Source organism: Flavobacterium sp. SH_e, assembly GCF_025717045.1.
In the GTDB taxonomy this organism is placed as follows: domain Bacteria; phylum Bacteroidota; class Bacteroidia; order Flavobacteriales; family Flavobacteriaceae; genus Flavobacterium.
Map to the genome: position 1 here is coordinate 460,322 of NZ_JAOVZN010000008.1, position 20,305 is coordinate 480,626.

Genomic DNA, 20,305 nt, shown 5'->3' on the forward strand with positions numbered 1-20,305 from the left:
ATTCTACAATCTTTGTCGATTTCCGAGTGCGATTCCTCGTTCCTCGGAATGACAAACGGTACATTAAAACAAAAAACCAATAGATCTTTTGAAACCTGTCGGGTTTAATTATCTCCTCGCTTTAAAATATTCTTCTAAATTTTCGCAACCTGACAAATCCGAGCTATATTCTGGAAATTCTTTATCAACCCTTTTCGAAATCGTATATTGATTCTTTTCAGCATAATCCATCATTCTTAAGCAAAGTGCCTTAAATTGTTTTGTCTTTGCGTATTGGTAAGCTAATTTATAATTTTCAACGGCCTTAATTCTATTTCTGTATTCAATTTCGTCAATAAAAGATTCGTTTTTATAATCGGCATAATACGATACACTGCCATAGCGTCGCATCATCCATGAATTACCATAGTCGGTCATATTATAATAACAGTTTCCAAGAAGAAAACAATAATAATCCCGATCTTTTGTATTAGAATTATTTGCCAGATTCGTGTATTTAATCAAATGTTCTGTAACAGAAAGTTTTGTTACTAAATACTTTTCTGTATGTTTAATAAAACTTTTTGTATGTTTAAAATCATAAAAGGGATTTTGATCAAAAAGATGATATTCACTGTATTTTCCTCTTTCCCATGCATTATAATTATCTTCCCAATATTTTTCAGGAAGGCTTTTAAACGTTATTAAAGCTTTACCTAATTGATCTTCTCTTATATATTTTGTTCCCAACAAATCTTTAAGATAATCTTTGTCTTTAATTAGTTGAGCGTAAATCTGGATTTGAAAATTAGTTTTATTCCCTTCTTCTATTTTATCACCAATTTTTTGTAAATCTTTTGCTGAATAGACAAAATCCAAATAATCAAAATAAGTGTAAAAAACTTCTAAATTCCCAGATGTCTTAATTCTATTAGAGCGCCATTCAACATTATCATAATCAAAACCATAATCCAACTTATTGCTCATTAAAGAAATCAAAGCCAAACCGTCGGCAATATTACCTCTAAATTCTAACTCACGTCCTAAAGCAAAAATAAAACGTTCGTCATTTCTATATTTTAAAATAATAGTCTCAATCTCAGGTTTTATAACAGCTTTTCCCTTCTCCTGATTTGAAGTAATACAAAGCGCTTTTATTTTCTCAATTTCTTCAGTTATTTTTTCATTAGGATATTCTTTTTCAAAAGACTCAATTCTTTTTAAACAATTAGAGTAATCTCTGGTTATAAATTGCAAATTAATCTGAGCAGCTTTCCAAACAATAGGATTTTGCATTCTATTTATCTCAATCGAATTTATAAAATTTAAAACCTCTCTAGCATATAATCGATTATTTTCAGAACGTTTCTGTAGTGTCTGTGTAGTGATTTTATCCTTTCCAAACCAACTAGCTTGTATTGAAAACTCAACTGATGGAAGATAATTAGAATAATATGGAGTATATACCCAATCTTCAATTTTATTAATTTCTCTCAAAAGAAGAAAATCGAGAATTTCAGACTTTGGTTTGTTTTTATTAATTTCTTGCAAATAGTCTAGATTTTTATCTACTTTTTGCATAGAAGCATAGGCATAAACATTGGCGATTTCTTCTTTGCTTTTTGCATATTTTAAAGCTTCACCAATTTTAAATTCGTTATGAAAAAAATAATAGCTTGCGTATCTTTTCTCAGCCGAATTTGCCATCAAATTAACAACATTAATTATCTTTTCTGGATCGGAACTTCGCATTGTGTAAAAAAACAAACTCCAATAATAGAGATAGTCTTTTTGTTTGGCATTAAAATTAGATTCAAAAATAGATTCTAGTTTATCTATTTCAAATGAATAGTAAGCGAGTCGAATTGCTAAAAAAGCATATTTACGCTTGAAATATATATTTTTCTCCTTTTTAATTTTTTGAATTACCTCATCAAGTAGTACACTTTTTTGATTATCATTTGAAAATTGATTTCTTTCCCAAGGATCATCTTCGTTTGTATTTAATTCAATCTTTTTAGCAGTTTTTAAATATACAATAGCATCTTTTTTATTCTGCTTATATAAATACTGAATTAATTCATTATTACTTTCCGGATTTATATCTGTAAATGATAAATTAAAATTAAAGTCTTCTATCGCTTCAATCGAAACCTTTTTATTTGCATAATTATACCAATCTAATATATTTGCATCTGGAGTTTTATTACTGTCGTATTCATCATAATTAAATCCCCATAAATCGGCATTATAATAAAATGCACGATATGCAGAAAAACTGAAATATTCAGGTTTAAGAATAGAATAACGTATATCTTCACCATATGGACTATATCCACACGCGTTAATTGTGCAAAAACTACTTACTAAAAGAACTGTAAAAACTAGAAACTTCTTCATTGCTATATTTTTTAAAAGTACTTTCGTCTAAATGAAATAATGAAATTGTAGTGTTTTTATCTAACTCAACATTCTTTTTTATGATAGAAATTGCTTCAGTAAGTTTTTTCGAATCTACCTCTTCACACTTAATCTGATCTCCAATCTGAAAATAATTCTCATAATTATACGTAGTATCTTTTGTTACTTCGTACCACATCGGCTTAACTTCATGAGTAAATGTTTTAAAATCAGCTGAATTTATATTAAGCAAACCTCTAAAACGATCGTTCTGATACCATTGCGTCCAATAAAAAACAGGTAATGCTATGTCTAAATGCACAGGATAACTCCTTCTTTTATCTAAATATGATCTTAATTCATCCAAATCTAAAATCGAGTTTTTGTTTTTATTAGTTAACGGTTTAATTAAATTATAACACATCAGCATTGCTTTATCAACTGGCGGAACTCCCATAATATCGGGATATTTATACGGATAAAGCCGAAGTGTACAACTTACTTGTTTTTTAGAGAGTTCTTTAATTTTTTTCAACAAATAAAAATATTTGTCTTTAGTCGACTTTGTCCAATCGCAATCAATTTGAATCTCAGAATATTCAAAAATGATTTTATCCTCATTATAATTAGAATATTTATGGTATTTATCGATAAGAAATACAATATTATCTGCAAGTTTATCAAGTGATTTTTCACTATTGTATTGAAAGATTTCATTTCTTATAAAAACCGTTGGAACAACATTTACAGAATCCAAATCACGAAATGTGTATTCAGAAGGAGAATTTTTTTGATATGGAAAATTTCCCATTGCTTCATTATAATCTACCTCAAATAGTTTATAATATATTTTTTTTACTTTTAATTTATTCACAGAACGTTCCAATTCATTATCAAAATAGGAATTCCCTTTCCAGTAATAAAACGCTCTTTCGACATTTTCTACCTTGCTTTCTTTATTAGAACATGACCAAAATAGTATTGAAATAAAGATAAATATGATGCATTTTTTCATTATGGGAGATAATTTAAATTAAAGAGTAAGCCGTATTAAAATTATGATATTTTAGATAACAAAATAAAAAAACAAACACTATTTTCAAAACAAAAAGTAATCCATTTATTACAAATAAAACCCGACAAATTTTAAAAATCTGTCGGGTTTTTTTATGATAAACTAAGTTTGATTTCTTATTTCAAACCAGCCAAACTCTGCTCGATTGTAGCAATTTTTGCTAAAGCATCGGCTTGTTTTTGTTTTTCTAAATTAAGAACTTTCTCTGGAGCTCCGTTTACGAATTTCTCGTTTGAAAGTTTTGCTTCTACAGATTTCAAGAATCCTTTAGTATAATTTAATTCTTCTGTCAGTTTTGCAATTTCAGCTTCAACATCGATATTTCCTGTAATCGGAATGAAATATTCATTTGATTTTACACGGAAAGACAATGCACCGTCAACTTTTTCAGAAACATATTCGAAAGCAGAAACGTTTCCTAATTTCGTGATAATTGAATCAAAATAAGTAGAAACATTTTCGCTGTTGATTCCTTTTAATTCGATTGCATCTTTAAACGGAATATTTTTGTCTTTTCTGATCGTTCTGATTCCTGAAATTACTTCGATAGAATTTTCAAAATCAGCAATTAATTTAGCATCAAATGGTTTTACTTTTGGCCAAGTTGAAACAATTAAAGCTTCCTCAGGCGTTCTTTCAGCAATTAACTGCCAAATTTCTTCTGTCAAGAAAGGCATAAACGGGTGCAATAACTTCAAGTTGTTTTCTAACATTTCGATCGCTTTCGCGAAAGTTACGCTGTCAATTGGCTGTTGATACGCTGGCTTGATCATTTCTAAAAACCAAGAACAGAAATCATCCCAAACTAATTTATAAATTGCCATTAATGAATCTGAAATTCTGTATTTCTCAAAATTATCTTCAATATCAACTAAAGTCTGCTGTAATTTAGCTTCGTACCATTCGATAGCTACTCTTGATGATTCTGGCTGCGCGATAGTTTCAGAAACTTCCCAACCTTTAATCAATTTGAAAGCATTCCAAATTTTGTTTGAAAATGCTTTTCCTTGACTGCACAATTCTTCATCAAACATGATATCGTTTCCTGCAGAAGCACTTAAAAGTAATCCTACACGAACACCGTCTGCACCAAATTTATCTATTAAATCTAAAGGATCAGGAGAATTTCCTAATGATTTAGACATTTTACGACGTTGTTTATCTCGAACTAAACCTGTCAAATAAACATTTGTAAATGGTTTTTCGCCAGCATATTCGTAACCTGCAATGATCATTCTTGCAACCCAGAAAAATAAAATATCCGGACCTGTTACCAAATCATTTGTTGGATAATAATATTTAAAATCTGGACTTTCTGGATCCATGATGCCTCCAAAAACAGACATTGGCCATAACCAAGATGAGAACCAAGTATCCAAGGCATCAACATCTTGTTTTAAGTTGTCGGTTGTTAGTTGTTGGTTGCTGGTTTTTTCTTTTGCTAAAACTAATGCATCTTCTATGTTTTCTGCAACTACGAAATCTTCTTTTCCGTCTCCGTAATAGTATGCTGGAATTTGTTGTCCCCACCATAACTGACGAGAAATATTCCAATCGCGAATGTTGTTTAACCAATGCGCATACGTGTTTTCGAAACGTTTTGGATGCAATTTAATATCTCCCGTTTCTAAAACAGATTTAATTGCAGGTTTTACTAATTCTTCCATTTTCAAGAACCATTGATCTGATAATCTTGGTTCGATTACAGCTTTTGTTCTTTCTGATGTTCCAACTTTATTTAAATGGATTTCAGTTTTTGCTAAAGCACCAATTTCCTCCAATTCTTTTTCGATTTCTTTACGAACCACAAAACGATCTTTTCCTTGATACTGTAATCCGAAACTGTTTAATGTAGCATCTTCGTTAAAAATATCAACGATTTCTAGGTTGTGTTTTTCTCCTAACGTTTTATCGTTCATATCGTGCGCAGGCGTTACTTTCAAACATCCTGTTCCGAATTCAACATCAACATATTCGTCTTCGATAATAGGAATTACTCTTCCGCAAATAGGAACGATTGCTTTTTTACCTTTTAAATGTGTAAAACGCTCATCGTTTGGATTGATACAAATTGCTGTATCTCCAAAAATAGTTTCTGGACGAGTTGTGGCAATGGTCAAAAATTCCTCAGTTCCCTCGATTTTATATTTTAAGAAAAATAATTTTCCTTGTTGTTCTTCATAAATAACTTCTTCATCCGATAAAGTCGTTTTAGCTTCTGGATCCCAGTTCACCATACGGTATCCTCTGTAAATTAATCCTTTGTTGTATAAATCTACAAACGATTTAATTACAGATGCAGACATATCTGGATCCATAGTAAATTTGGTGCGTTCCCAATCGCAAGAAGCACCTAATTTCTTAAGTTGTTCCAAGATTGTTCCACCATATTTATCTGTCCATTCCCAAGCATGCTTTAGGAATTCTTCGCGAGTTAAATCATTTTTATTGATTCCCTCTGCTTTTAATTTCGCTACCACTTTTGCTTCAGTCGCAATAGAAGCGTGATCTGTTCCAGGAACCCAGCAAGCGTTGAATCCTTTAAGACGTGCTCTACGAATTAAAACATCCTGAATCGTATTATTCAACATATGTCCCATGTGAAGGACTCCAGTGACGTTTGGCGGCGGGATTACAATGGTGTACGGTGTTCTATGATCTGGTTCTGAATGAAAATAATTGTTTTTCATCCAGTAATCATACCATTTACTCTCAATCGTCTTAGCGTCAAATTGTGCTGGAATTGTCATTTACTAGGGTTGTTTAATCGTTAATTTGTTTAACCGGTTAATCGGTTTTGATCATCGAATTTCAAATTGATTTGTTTTCTTGTTTTCTGTTTAAAAAAATCTTTTATAAATCAATCTCAACGATTAAACAAATAAACGATTAAACAGTTAAACAAAAAAACTGGTTCAATTTTTGTATTTATAACTGACAGCAAAAGTAAATAATTAAGTAGACTATAAAAAGAGAAATAATAATTTGTGTGTTAATTAAAAGAATGTATATTTACTTACAATTAAAAAAAGATTCATATGAAAAATGCAGCCTCTTTTATTGCAGTTTTATTGTTTAGCGCAATAAGTTATGCACAAAACGGCCCAAAAATTGAATTTGCAGCTCCAGACAATACAATTGATTATGGAAAAATTTCTAAGAGTGACAATGGACTTCGTTCCTTTGAATTTACTAACACGGGAGATGCCCCTTTATTAATTACAGGCGCAGAATCTACAGTAAGTTCGATTATTGTAACAAAACCTTCGGCAGCAATTCAGCCTGGCAAAAAAGGAAAAATCGATGTAAAATATAATATGGTCGCAGGACCTATTCGTAAAACTATTACTGTTGAAACAAACGCAGTAAACTATCCTGACGGAAGAGTAGCTCTTAAGATTAAGGGTGAAGTTCAATAAGAATCAAATAATCTAAAATAACAAAAGCCGTTTCTAATCTAGAAACGGCTTTTTATTTTTATTGAGAATCTTGCTTCTCAAATCTTTCTTCTTTATTTAGCAACGCATTCAGCAGTATCAAATTTATACTTTACACTTTCAAAATCAATTGGTTTGTCTTTTACTAAATAAGTAACGCCCATCGTCGTCTGCATGGTTCCGTTTCCTAAAATAAGCTGATTGTTGCGTTTCAATAACGCCATAGGATTTTTGAAAATTTTATTTCCATTTACATTGTCTTTAAAAGTATAGTCTATAAACAAAGTATCTCCATGAAATTCTCCAGCAACTTCTCCTGTTCTAACTGTCGAAGGTGCTACTTTCATAATCATATCTCCTGCTAGCTTTCCGTTTTTTAAAGTATTCAATTTTAAATCTACTGTATCTTTTTCATAAATTGCTTTGTAACATGCAGTGCTTACTACTTTTTCACCTTCTGCTTTTGCAGCCTCAGCAGCTTTTTGTTTTTCTTCATTTTTACAGCTTTGCAATCCAATAAAGGATAAAAGCAAACACGATAAGGCCAGATTTCTCATAATTATTTTTATTTCGTTGATATCAATATAAAATTAAAGAAAAAAGGTTTTCTTCTTACTATAATTTTATAAATTTTTGATTACAAATTCAGATCTTCTGTTCAATTCATGGTCTTCTTCAGAGCAAGATTCGTCTGTTTTACATTTTACAATCGGCACCGATTCTCCATATCCTTTTGCTGTAACTCGTTTAGCATCTACGCCAGATTGTATTATAAATTCTCTAGTCGAATTGGCTCTTTTTTGAGACAGATCTTCATTAAATTTAGCATTTCCTCTAGAGTCCGTATGAGATCCAATTTCGATTTTCATTTCAGGATATTTCTTCATCAGTTCTACAACTCTTCCTAAAACTACTTTAGATTCTTTTCGAATGTACCACATATTGTAGTCAAAGTAAATTGGATCTGTTTTAATGATCAATCTGTCTTTGTCTTTTACAACATCTTTTTCATTTGCTAAGATTTCTTTTACCTTTTCATTCTTTTTAACTTCAGCTGCAACGATAGCTGCTTCTTTTGCTTTTTTCTCTTTTTCTTTTAATTGAATTGCCGCTAAAGCCTCTTTTTTCTTGTTTTCTTCTTCTATTAGAATTTCTTGCTTTCTTTTGTTTTCAGCAATTTGCTTTTCTTCCTGTTTGATAACTTCAAGCGATCTTAAACTCAAAGAACCATCGTTTACTTTATCTCTTGTTTTGTCTAAAGTTAGCGCTTTCGATGCATTTGTATAATTTTCTTTGAACGCAGAAACTTTATACGAAGTCTCACAACCAACCGTAAAATTGAATTTTCCGTCGGCAGAAGTTGTTATTGTATTTAAAGTTTTATTTTCAGAATCTTGTAACAGTACGGTTGCATTTTCTAAAGCCAATTGCGTATCAACATCTATAATAGTTCCAGCAATAAATTGTTTACAATCTTCAACAATTAAATCTTTTGTTTCTTTGAATTGATAAATATCGTCACCTCCCTTTCCTCCTTCTCTATTCGAAGCAAAAAAACCTTCTTTGGTATTTGAATCGATATAAAAAGCAAAATCATCTAAATTGGAATTTAATGGAAGTCCGACGTTTATAGGTTTTGAATATTCGTTTCCAGTAATTTCAGAAACAAAAACATCTAAAGATCCATAACCCAAATGCCCGTCTGACGAAAAATAAAGTTTATTATCTGCCGACGCAAAAGGAAATTGCTCCCTCTTGTTTGTATTAATTTGCGGACCTAAATTCTTTGGCGTATCAAAAGCGCCTTTATTGATGTTCACCGAATAAATATCAAAAGAACCAATTGATCCTGGCATATCAGAAGCAAAATACAATACTTTTTCATCTGCGCTTAAAGCAGGATGCTCCACAGAATAATTAGGACTATTGAATGGCAGCGCTATAATATTCGTCCATTTTCCTTCTACTAATTCGGCTTTAAAAATTTGAAGATTTGAGATCTTATTATCGTCTTTTTTCTTCTTTCCGTTTTTAGAATTGTTTCGGGTAAAATACATTGTTTTGCCATCTTTTGTAAAAATAGCATTCGATTCGTGCATTCCTGTTTTTAATTCTTTTGCAAAATAATGAACAATAGAATCAGTCGAATTTATATTTTTAAGAGGAATCGCAACTATATTCAAATAGGTTTCGTTATCCCATTTGAATTTTTTATCAAATAAACCTGGTTTCAATTTTACTCCAGCATAAACTAAATTATCTCCATATTTTACTGCTCCAAATTCTGAATTTGGTGTATTTATAGCGAGATTTTTAATTTCAAAACGTTTGCCTATCGCGGTTACATTTTCTAAAGTTTTAAGATCATTTTCAAAATTGGCGCTATCTTCTGAATTGGCTGATTTAGAATAATATTCTTTTAAATTGGCATTAGCATCATCATATTTATTTGTTGCTTTTAAAGTCTGCGCATATCTAAAATAATATTCTCTATCCAAATCATTATTATAATTTGAAATCAGGAGACGATAATAACGCTGTGCTTTAACCAAATCATTGGTGTAGAAATAAGAATCTGCTAAATTCTTGATTACTTCTTGCGAAGGTTTTTCGTCTGCTAATTTTTGATACAAAACAATAGCTTCGCTGTAATACGTTTTATCAAAAAAACGTTTCGCTCTTGCCAATTCCTGATCTTGAGCATTTATAAACTGTATTGAAAATACGAATATAATAACGAGTAATTTTTTCATATTTTTCATTTTAGAAGAATCTTGGAGATTTATCAAATCCTTTTCCTAACAAGTCCAAATCGAACAACAGCATAATTTCGTGTGTTCCAGAATTAAACTGACCGAAGTTTGTAAGCGTATAATCATAGGCATAACCTACTCTTAGTGTCGGAGTAACATTAATATTGAACAATGCACTTACTGAATCATCAATTCTATAAGCGGCTCCAAATTCAAACTTTTCGTTGTACAAAACATTAGCAGTAATATCTATAGCTATTGGTGCGCCTTTTACAATTTTTGACATAAATGCAGGTTTCAATTTCACCATATCATTCAGCTGAAAGACATAACCAGCAGTCAAAAAAGTATGTATTTCTTCAGAACCAAAAGCGTTAACTCCTGACTTTTCCTCAATATATTTTGATTTCAATAAATTCGGAACAGACAGTCCAACATAAAGATTATCTCTAAAATAGTAAGCCCCAACTCCAATATTTGGTTTTGTAGCATTTATATTTTCTGAAAAAGCATAATCAGTCTGAGGATCTGTAAATTTAAAACCGTTGAAATTACTTTGCATAGATGAAAATCCTGCTTTTAAACCTAGTGATAATTTATTTTTTCCGCCTAATTTTAAAATATATGCAAAGTCAGCATAAACATTATTTTCTTTTTTAGCGCCATCTCCAATATCATCTGAGATGAATGAGATACCAGCTTCTATTCTGTCTGTAATAGCCGAATGTCCAAAAAATGTAAATGTTTTTGGAGCGCCATAAGCGCCTACCCATTGGGTTCTGTACAATCCTCCAAAATTCATCATTGCAGGCACTCCAGTGGCATAAGCGGGGTTGACAACGCTCATATTATACATATAATGTGTATATTCTGGATCTTGCTGTGCCGCGACTGATAAACAGAAAAGGAAATTTATAAGGAGTATTAATTTTTTCATTTGAAAATTATATTAAAAATGTAAAAGAGATTTATCGATTTAAATAAAGACGGCCTTGTTTTGGCGGTTTATTGTCTTTATTGAAATGCAATACATAAAAATAGACTCCGTTGGGTGCAATACCTCCAGCTATACCGCTTCTTTCGTAGTTTTTTCCATCCCAAGCTGGCTTACTTATATCTCCTTTATACATACCATTTCCATATCTATTATAAATTTCAAGTGTATAATTCGGGTATAAAAATTCAATATCTTTTATCACAAACGAATCATTTACACCATCTCCGTTTGGAGAAAATCCGTCAGGAATAAAGAAATCATTTGGCACATTATCGCAATCTGTTAATGTAACCGTCACTTCAATATATTGTGAAGAAAGGCAATCTGTACTCGAAAAATTGAATCCGTAGTATTTTCCTTGTTCAATCAAAGGAGTTGTACTTGATAATAAATTTCCATTATTTGGCGAATCATACCAAACTACACTTGAAGGAACATTTGTATTATTTGATAAATCTGAAATAGTCGGATTATTTAGTCCGCAGAAGTTTTGCCCCTCTGAATTTAATACTGGAATTGGCGAATCGTCTATAGTAACCAAAACAGTCGTAGCTTCTGAAGTACACCCTTCAGCAGAAGTTTCTCTTACATAATAATTACCCGATTCCAAAGCCAAAGTACTAGCTAGAGGTGTGGTTGAAGTTGGAGAATTATACCATTTATATTGATTCCCGTTTGGAACTAAATTTGCAACTTCTGCTTCATCAACTTTACAAAACTTCTGATTTTGAGCAGCAGGCGCTGACGGAATTGGATTTATTATAAAATCATCCGTTACATTGCTTAAATTAACATCACAATTTGTTACTGTATTTGTCAAATTTAATAATGTAATTTTGGTTGTTCCAGCATTTGAAAGTAATCCAGCAGGAATAGTAAAATCTAATTTACCATTAACCACAGCCTGAGATATCGTTTGTACACCAGAAGAATTACTTTCCGACAATGTGTAAGAAATGCTTGCGTTTGTTAAATTTCCTAAACCAGAAATCGAAGCAGAAACAGGATCATTCAAACAGAAATCATTTACTGCAACACTAACTGTTGAAGCATTTGGCAACGGATTTATAACTAGATTTCCAGCCAAAAAAGCTGTATTACTACATTGCGGAAAAGGATTTGTAATATTTACGATATTTACAATCGTAATTACTGATAATCCTGCGTTTGCACTTAGATTACTTGAAATTGTAAAAGATGCTTTTCCTCCTGTTGCTTGCATTACTGTAATTTGTCCAGTCGCAACATTATCTCCATTGATATTATAAACAATTCGATAATCTCCATCAATCAATTGAGGCGCAGTAACTTCAATCAATGCGTCCTTGCCTATACAAATAGGAACAGCTGTTAATACGGCATTATCTAAATTAGGTAATGGCTGTATGATTACTGAAATCTTTGTTGGTGCTGAAGTACAGCCCGCTGCAGAAGTTTCTGTAACATAATAATCTTCTGTTTTTAAAACATAATTGGCCGCAAGAGGTGTTGTTAACGTTGCAGAATTGTACCATTTATACTCAGCCCCACTCGGAACTAAATCTGCAGCTGTTGCGTTATCAGATTTACAAAATTCCATATCTTGGGCAATGGGTGCATCTGGTATTGGATTTATTATAAAATCGTCAGTTACATTAATTAAATCAACATCACAATTTGTCGCTGTATTGGTCAAATTTAATAATGTGATTTTAGTTGTTCCACTATTTAAAAGTAATCCTGCAGGAATAATAAAATCTAGTCTCCCATCTGTTACTGCTCCAGCTATTGTTTGTACAGCTGAAGAATTACTCTCTGACAACGAATATGTAATGCTAACGTTCGTTAAACTTCCTAAACCAGAAATCAAAGCTGGGACAGGAGCATTCAAACAGAAATCATTTACTGCTACTTTTACTGTCGTCGCATTTGGCAATGGATTAATAATTAAATTTCCTGCGACATTTACCGCTTTACCACATTGTGGAGAAGGATTTGTAATGTTAACAATATTAAGAATAGAAATTACAGATAATCCGCTTTTTACATTTAAGCTTCCTGGAACTGTAAAAGTTGCTTTTCCTCCTACTGCTTGCATTAATGCTGTTTGGCCTGTAGCTAAATTGTCTCCGTTAATATTGTAAGTAATATTATAATTTCCATCAAGCAATTGAGGTACTGTAATTTCAATTAACGCATCTTTACTTTGACAAACAGAAGTCCCTGCAAAAACCGCATTATCTAAATTTGGCAAAGGATGTAAGAGAACTGAAATTTTTGTTGGCGGTGAAATACACCCTGCTGCAGAAGTTTCTGTAACATAATAGTCCTCTGTCTTTAAAACATAATTAGTTGCTAGAGGTGTTGTTAACGTTGCCGAATTATACCATTTGTATTGAGAACCATTAGGAATTAAATCTGCAACTGTTGCTCCACCATTTTGACAGAAATCCTGATTTGAAGAAATAGGCGCAACTGGAATTGGATTTATTACAAAATCATCTGTTACATTAACTAAATCAACATCACAATTTGTTACTCTATTTTTTAAATTTAATAATGTGATTCTAGTTGTTCCAGTATTTAAAAGTAGATTTGATGGAATACCAAAATATAATTTCCCATCAATTACCGCTCCAGATATAGTTTGCACAGGAGATGAATTGCTTTCTGACAACATATAAGAAATACTCACATTTGTTAAATTACCTAACCCAGAAACCAAGGCAGAAATAGGAGAATTTAAACAAAAATCATTTACTACTACACTTACTGTTGTTGCATTTGGCAATGGATTAATAATTAGATTTCCTGCAAGATTGACAGCAGTACCACATTGTGGCGAAGGATTTGTAATATTTACAATATTTGTAATTGTAACAACAGATAATCCGCTGTTTACATTTAAACTTCCTGGAACAGTAAAAGACGCTTTTCCTCCTACAGCTTGTATTACTGCCGTTTGTCCACTAGTCAAATTATCTCCATAAATACTATATGTGATTTGATAACTTCCATCAGCTAATTGAGGTGCGATAATTTCAATTAATGCATTCTCATTTTGACAAACAGAAGTAGCCGTTGACACTGCATTAGTTAAATCAGGTAAAGGAAAAATCGTTAAAGTATCTGAAAAAGGGCTAAATATATCAGTGCAAGAATTCTTGCTCGCTAAATAATCAATATCTGTAATAGTAATGGTATACTCACCTACCCATCCAAAATAAGACGAACTCAAGGGAAATTCAAGTACTCCATTGCTAAAACCTGTAACTATGTTTTGTGATGTAGATCCTTTTGGCCCTACAATACTATAAGTAACACTGTATAATCCATTTGGAATATTATCAGGCCCTTGGGTAATTTTTCCTGAATATGTAGCTGTCGCAATTTGCGATGCACAAATATCTTTACTAATAACAACTGTTGCCCCTGTAAAATCAAGTCTTTTTTCAAGAGTAATCACAATAGAAGCTGTTTCGTCTTTACATATATTATTATCAGGTACTGCTAATACCGTGTATGAGTAGGTATATGTACCTGCTCCATAAGTATCAAATATTTCTTGTAGATTAATATTATGGTCTGTATTTGAAGTTAGTCCTAGACCCGTCCAGGTGCCGCCACTATCATAGTCTGTGAGCCGATCAAACAAATCTAAATTGGTATAAGATCCCAAATCAGTAGTTCCACAAAGTGCTAAATCTGCTGGCGTTCCTGCTTTTGGAGCCCTTAAAACAGTTACTACTATATTGGTAGATTTTTCAGTCGGGGAACATTCTAATACTGGAGGTACAGTATAAGTAAAATAAAGTGTTGTTTTTTGATCTATATCCGCAATATTTATAACTGACTCCACAATTTGTCCTGTAACAGTATTTGTAAAAATCCCATTATCGTGAGGTCCCATCGCATTACTGTCAAATGCAGTAAAAAGGTTAAAAGTACTTGCTTTGTTACAAACGGTCGCCTGCGATCCAACACCCGCATATGCACCTATTGTAATTGTTACTACTGCTTTATCATCTATACATCCCGAAGTACTAGGAGCGGTATAAGTGTAATGATAAGTTCCTCCTTCGACAATAACTTGTGGATTCAAAATACCTGTAGCCGGATCTAAACCTTTCAAATTATTATCATCGGTCCATGTTCCGCCTGGTACTGGCGTCCCTCCTAATAAGGTAAATAAATTTATAGACTGATACGCAGGATTAGAAATATCACAAATTAATTCGTTTATATTATCATCTCCAGCACACTGGGCACTTAGCTTTGAAGGAAGAAGAGCAAAAAAAATAAAAAACGATACAAAATGTAGGAAATTAATGTAGTTTTTGGCCATAGATTAAATTTTTGCTAAACATAATAAAATATCTAAGCAATACGATAATTTTAACAAACATTTTTTCACAAAAGGTAAAAAAATTCTTAAATACCAATAAAAACCATATTTCAAAATAATTTACAAATTATTATAATCCACAACTTTATAATTCATCTTCGAGTTTAAATCTAAATTTTAAAACTACACTATTTCTTTCAACTTCTAGATTTATCCAAACATCTTCTTCCGATTTTAAAAGATTATTTATTTGCTGTAAACTATATTTATAAGGTTGAATTCTATTAATACTTACAATAATATCGCCTTTTCGAAGTCCACATTTTTCTGCTGCTGAATTTTTACGGACATTCACTATTTCATAAACTGGTTTAAGGGCAAATTTATATTTAAAATTATTATTGTTTTTGTCTTTTTCCTGTAATTCATCAATTGTATTTGCAACTTGTACCGTTTCTAAATGTACTGTCTCCTGTACCCATTGAAGCCCGTTATGCTGAATTGTGATTCCGCTTTTATTATAAGTAAAGGGTTCACTAAATTTGCTGTTTTTCTTTAGATACATTTTCTTTCCTTTATAATCTAAAACAACAGTAAATCGCTTTAAAACTTCGCCACCAACAGATCCAATGCGATCTGGAACCATCTTCACATTTCGAATCGAAACTGAATCTGGAAAAGAAACAATTGGTTTTTTAAATTTAAATTCGTCAATAGAAAATTCGTCAATCTTGGCACGATGTCCTTCAATATCACCACTAAATCCTTTTCCTAGAAAATCTGGAAAGTTCTTGTCTGGGAGTTTAATTTTATTGTTTTCAAAAATCCAAAATGCATCACTATTTCCAACATCTATTAAAAGTTTTGCGGATATTTCTTGATTATTAACTGTTGCTTTGGTTACTAGATACGGCTTTGACCTTTCTATAGTAATTGGAATTGCTTTAAATTTTTTATCTAGTTTTTCTTGAAACGTGTTACTTTGAGCGTGAACTACAATTCTCTTTTTCTGATAATTAATTTCAACATAATTATTTTTAAAGAATTTATGTCCTATAATTCCATTTACAGGAATTCCTATATGTGAAGATAAATTAAAGCTTTGATCCAAGATTATAAAAACCATATGATCATTTGATATTAAACCATGTGTTTCTAAAATATTTTTGGTTGATTTTAGTCCTTCTATCTCTTCTTCGCTCCCTAATCCGCGAAGTTTTATTTTTTCAACATTGTTAAAACTAACTTCCTGTTTTTCTTCCATACTGAATAAAATTGTTTCCTCGACACCAGAATCCAATAGAAAATTGAGTTCTACTCCGTTTACTTTTATAGGAATAAAAACAAGATTATTAATCAGTTTAAAAGGGATTGTAGCCTTTGATGCATTGTTTTCCAATAAAAAATCGCCTTGTCCAAAAAGCAAAAAAGGTAAGAATAACCCAAAAAACAACACTTTATATTTTTTCATTGACAATTTTTTATTATAAAATTAGCAAATATATTTATTATTGTTACATTTTTATAAGTACCTGTATTGTTTACGTTAAATTGGAAAAAAAAATGCAAATTTGCACTTCAATAATTTATACTCATGCCGACAATTTCACTCAAGGGAAGAAACATGCCCGAATCTCCGATACGCAAGCTGGCTCCTTTTGCTGATTTAGCAAAGAAAAAAGGACACAAGGTGTATCACTTAAACATTGGTCAACCGGATATCAAGACACCGGAAGTGGCCATCGAGGCGGTAAAAAATATTGATTTAACTCTTATAGAATACAGTCCGTCTGCCGGATATGAAAGCTATAGAAAAAAATTAGCTCATTTTTACCAGCGCCAAAATGTAAACGTTAACACAGAAGACATCATTGTAACTACTGGTGGTTCTGAAGCCTTACTTTTTGCACTGGCCACAATTACAGATCCTGGAGATGAAATCATTATTCCAGAACCTTTTTATGCTAATTACCATGCGTTTGCTTCTTCTACAAGTGCAACTGTAGTACCTCTTGTTTCTACTATCGAAACAGGTTTTGCTTTGCCAAGTATTGACGAAGTTGAGAAACTGATTACTCCAAAAACAAAAGCTATTCTGATTTGCAACCCTGGAAATCCGACTGGATATTTATACTCTGAAGCAGAAATTAAACAACTTGCTAGTTTAATTAAAAAACACGATTTATACCTAATCGCAGATGAAGTTTACCGTGAGTTTTTATATGATGGTGATGACGTACACTTTTCTGTAATGAATTTAGAAGATGTACAGCAAAATGTAATCATGGTTGATTCTGTATCTAAGCGCTATAGTATGTGTGGAGCAAGAGTTGGCTGTTTGGTAACTAAAAACAAAGACGTCTTAGCAACTGTAATGAAATTTGCGCAAGCACGTTTGAGTCCTCCAACCATTGAGCAGATTGCTTGTGAAGCCGCCATAGATACACCTCAAAGTTATTTTGATGAAGTAATTGGCGAATACAAAGAACGACGCAACACTTTAATTGCTGAATTAAACAAAATTGAAGGCGTTGTGGTTACAAAACCAAAAGGTGCTTTTTATTGCATTGCCGAACTTCCGATAGAAGATTCAGATGATTTTGCACAGTGGCTTCTTGAAAGTTATGATTTAAATGGCGAAACAGTAATGATTGCCCCTGCGAAAGGTTTCTATTCAACTCCAGGTATGGGACTAAATCAAGTTCGTATTGCTTATGTTTTGAATAAAAAAGATTTGATTACTGCTGTAAACATTTTAAAAGAAGCCTTGTTAGTTTATAACAACAGATAATCAATTCATTATAATAAATTTTAAAAGACAATAACGTTTTTCGTTGTTGTCTTTTTTCTTTATAAATAACATAAAATTAAATTATATCAAAAAAGGAGCAATTAAATCCTAAAAACGATAGAAAAGGTTTCCCATTTATTAATTATCTTTACCGCCTTAAAAAGGAATACACATACTAATAGTAGTTTTTAATGACAAACAACGAAGAATTTTTAGACGAAATAGGAGATAATCATTTCAGTAGTAATGCAAAAAACCCTCTAAGAGCGGATGCTTTTGACATCACTGATGAAGAAAAAATAGAAAAAATTAAAAAAGATGTTGAAAACATTCTACAAACTCTAGGGATGGATTTGACAGATGACAGCATTAAAGGAACTCCAAACCGAGTTGCAAAAATGTTTGTAAAAGAAATTTTTGGCGGTCTTAACCCAGCAAAACAACCAAAAGCTTCTACTTTTGACAATAATTATAAATATGGCGAAATGCTTGTAGAAAAAAATATCACAGTTTATTCTACTTGCGAACACCATTTACTGCCAATTATCGGGCGTGCTCACGTTGCTTATATCTCAAGCGGACGCGTTATTGGTTTATCAAAAATGAACCGTATCGTAGAGTATTATGCAAAAAGACCTCAAGTTCAAGAGCGTCTAACTATGCAGATTGTTCAAGAATTACAAAAAGCTTTAGGAACAGAAGATGTTGCCTGCGTCATCGATGCTAAACACCTTTGTGTAAACTCTCGCGGAATTAAAGATATCGAAAGCAGTACAGTAACGTCTGAATTCGGTGGAAAATTCAAAGATCCTCAAACAAAAAGAGAATTTTTAGATTATATCAAACTAGACACTCAGTTCTAATTATACAATATTTCTATTATATTTATGATCTAGCCCTGATGGAAGCGGCATCCTTTTATGGTGGGGTTCACCATAAAAGATACAGCGTACAGCAGGAATAGCTTCTAAAAAAAAATCAAATAAAAAATATGCCACTATATAGCAGTCAACCTCTAAAAATATACAATTCACTTTCGGGTGAAAAAGAAGATTTCAAACCAATCCATGAAGGAAACGTTGGAATGTATGTTTGTGGACCTACCGTATATAGTAATGTTCACTTAGGAAACGTGAGAACTTTTATGTCTTTTGATGTAATTTTCAGGTATTTTCTGCATTTAGATTATAAAGTTCGTTATGTTAGAAATATTACCGATGTTGGGCATATCGTAGATGATGTGGACGAAGGTGAAGATAAAATTGCCAAAAAAGCGCGTTTAGAACAATTGGAACCAATGGAAGTAGTACAGCGTTATACTGTAGATTTTCATAATATTCTAAAAGCGTTCAACTTTTTACCTCCAAGCATCGAGCCTACAGCAACAGGACATATTATTGAGCAAATTGAAATTATTAAAAAAATCATTGATAAAGGCATTGCTTATGTTGCTAATGGTTCAGTATATTTTGATGTAGTAAAATATAACGAAACCAATAATTACGGAATCTTAAGCGGTAGAAATATCGACGATATGCTGGCAAATACACGTGATCTTGATGGACAGTCAGACAAAAGAAATCCACAGGATTTTGCGCTTTGGAAAAAAGCTGAGCCAGAACATATCATGAGATGGCCTTCACCTTGGAGCGATGGCTTCCCTGGATGGCACTTAGAATGTACTGCAATGAGCACCAAATATCTTGGCAATCATTTTGATATTCACGGAGGCGGAATGGATTTAAAATTCCCTCACCACGAATGTGAAATTGCTCAAAACGAAGCTTGCACTGGTCAGGCACCAGTAAATTACTGGATGCACGCTAACATGCTTACGTTGAACGGAAAGAAAATGGCTAAATCGACTGGAAATAATATTCTTCCAGGCGAAATTCTTAGTGGAGATAACAACATATTAAGCAAACCATTTTCGGCTTCTGTAACTCGTTTTTTCATGCTTCAAGCGCACTACAGAAGTATTTTAGATTTTTCTGATGATGCCATTGTCGCTGCCGAAAAAGGATACAAACGATTAATGGAAGCTGTTGATGCTTTACCAAATATTACTGCAGGAAATACTAGTTCTATTGATTTCGCTGCGTGGAAGCAACTTTGTTATGATGCAATGAATGACGATTTCAATACGCCAATTTTAATTGCTCAACTATTTGAAGCTGTTCGTTATATCAATTTATTAAAAGATGGTAAAGAGACGATTTCTGCTAATGATTTAGAAGATTTCAAGACAACAGTAAATGCTTTCGTATTTGATGTTTTAGGAATTATCGACGAGAAAAATGCTGATGGCGAGAACGATAAGTTAGAAGGAGTAGTAAATATGCTTATTGGAATGAGAAATCAAGCTAGAGCTGATAAAAACTTTGCGCTTTCTGATCAAATTCGTGATCAATTAATTGCTTTAGGAATACAGCTTAAAGACGGAAAAGAAGGAACTACTTTTAGCATTCAATAAAGTGATCAGTTTTCAGTTTTTAGTGTTCAGATTCAAACTTTGAATTAACCAAACACTAAAAACTGATCACTGAACA

General features: G+C 32.2%; 12 protein-coding genes. 4 read left to right on the plus strand and 8 right to left on the minus strand.

What is annotated here, in order from left to right:
- Window positions 1-108: 108 nt before the first annotated feature.
- The 3 genes from OD917_RS20125 to OD917_RS20135 all read right to left on the minus strand — a co-directional run bounded on the left by OD917_RS20125 (window position 109) and on the right by OD917_RS20135 (window position 6,204).
- Complete coding sequence (locus tag OD917_RS20125) at window positions 109-2,379, minus strand: hypothetical protein (protein ID WP_263525193.1); 2,271 nt, start codon at window positions 2,377-2,379, stop codon at window positions 109-111.
- Window positions 2,339-3,394, minus strand: coding sequence for a hypothetical protein (locus tag OD917_RS20130; RefSeq protein ID WP_263525194.1), 1,056 nt, complete (start codon window positions 3,392-3,394; stop codon window positions 2,339-2,341). Before OD917_RS20130 ends, OD917_RS20125 begins: the two co-directional genes overlap by 41 nt.
- A 176-nt stretch (window positions 3,395-3,570) precedes the next feature.
- On the minus strand, window positions 3,571-6,204 hold the full coding sequence (locus OD917_RS20135; RefSeq protein WP_263525195.1) for a valine--tRNA ligase: 2,634 nt from the start codon (window positions 6,202-6,204) through the stop codon (window positions 3,571-3,573).
- A 288-nt stretch (window positions 6,205-6,492) separates the two neighbouring features.
- Here OD917_RS20135 and OD917_RS20140 point away from each other — a divergent pair, with 288 nt between their 5' ends.
- On the plus strand, window positions 6,493-6,873 hold the full coding sequence (locus OD917_RS20140; RefSeq protein ID WP_111287481.1) for a DUF1573 domain-containing protein: 381 nt from the start codon (window positions 6,493-6,495) through the stop codon (window positions 6,871-6,873).
- Window positions 6,874-6,965: 92 nt separating this feature from the next.
- Here the strand turns inward: OD917_RS20140 and OD917_RS20145 are convergent, their stop codons facing one another.
- The 5 genes from OD917_RS20145 to OD917_RS20165 form a co-directional block, all read right to left on the minus strand.
- Complete coding sequence (locus OD917_RS20145; protein WP_263525196.1) at window positions 6,966-7,448, minus strand: hypothetical protein; 483 nt, start codon at window positions 7,446-7,448, stop codon at window positions 6,966-6,968.
- Between the two features lie 66 nt (window positions 7,449-7,514).
- Entirely contained in the window at window positions 7,515-9,644 is a 2,130-nt protein-coding gene (locus tag OD917_RS20150) for an OmpA family protein (RefSeq protein ID WP_263525197.1), read from the minus strand.
- Between the two features lie 10 nt (window positions 9,645-9,654).
- A complete protein-coding gene (locus OD917_RS20155) occupies window positions 9,655-10,581 on the minus strand; it encodes a type IX secretion system membrane protein PorP/SprF (RefSeq protein ID WP_263525198.1) in 927 nt (308 codons plus the stop codon).
- A gap of 31 nt (window positions 10,582-10,612) precedes the next feature.
- Window positions 10,613-14,965 (minus strand): gliding motility-associated C-terminal domain-containing protein, encoded by a 4,353-nt coding sequence (locus tag OD917_RS20160; protein ID WP_263525199.1) that lies wholly within the window; start codon window positions 14,963-14,965, stop codon window positions 10,613-10,615.
- Between the two features lie 145 nt (window positions 14,966-15,110).
- The gene (locus OD917_RS20165; RefSeq protein ID WP_263525200.1) at window positions 15,111-16,436 is read right to left on the minus strand and encodes a PDZ domain-containing protein; all 1,326 of its coding nucleotides are present in this window, start codon (window positions 16,434-16,436) and stop codon (window positions 15,111-15,113) included.
- Between the two features lie 123 nt (window positions 16,437-16,559).
- Between OD917_RS20165 and OD917_RS20170 the strand changes: the two genes are divergently transcribed.
- The 3 genes from OD917_RS20170 (at window position 16,560) to cysS (ending at window position 20,229) form a co-directional block, all read left to right on the plus strand.
- Entirely contained in the window at window positions 16,560-17,756 is a 1,197-nt protein-coding gene (locus tag OD917_RS20170; protein ID WP_263525201.1) for a pyridoxal phosphate-dependent aminotransferase, read from the plus strand.
- Window positions 17,757-17,947: 191 nt separating this feature from the next.
- Complete coding sequence (folE, locus tag OD917_RS20175; RefSeq protein WP_263525202.1) at window positions 17,948-18,619, plus strand: GTP cyclohydrolase I FolE; 672 nt, start codon at window positions 17,948-17,950, stop codon at window positions 18,617-18,619.
- A gap of 128 nt (window positions 18,620-18,747) precedes the next feature.
- Window positions 18,748-20,229 (plus strand): cysteine--tRNA ligase, encoded by a 1,482-nt coding sequence (gene cysS, locus OD917_RS20180; protein WP_263525203.1) that lies wholly within the window; start codon window positions 18,748-18,750, stop codon window positions 20,227-20,229.
- Window positions 20,230-20,305 lie beyond the last annotated feature (76 nt).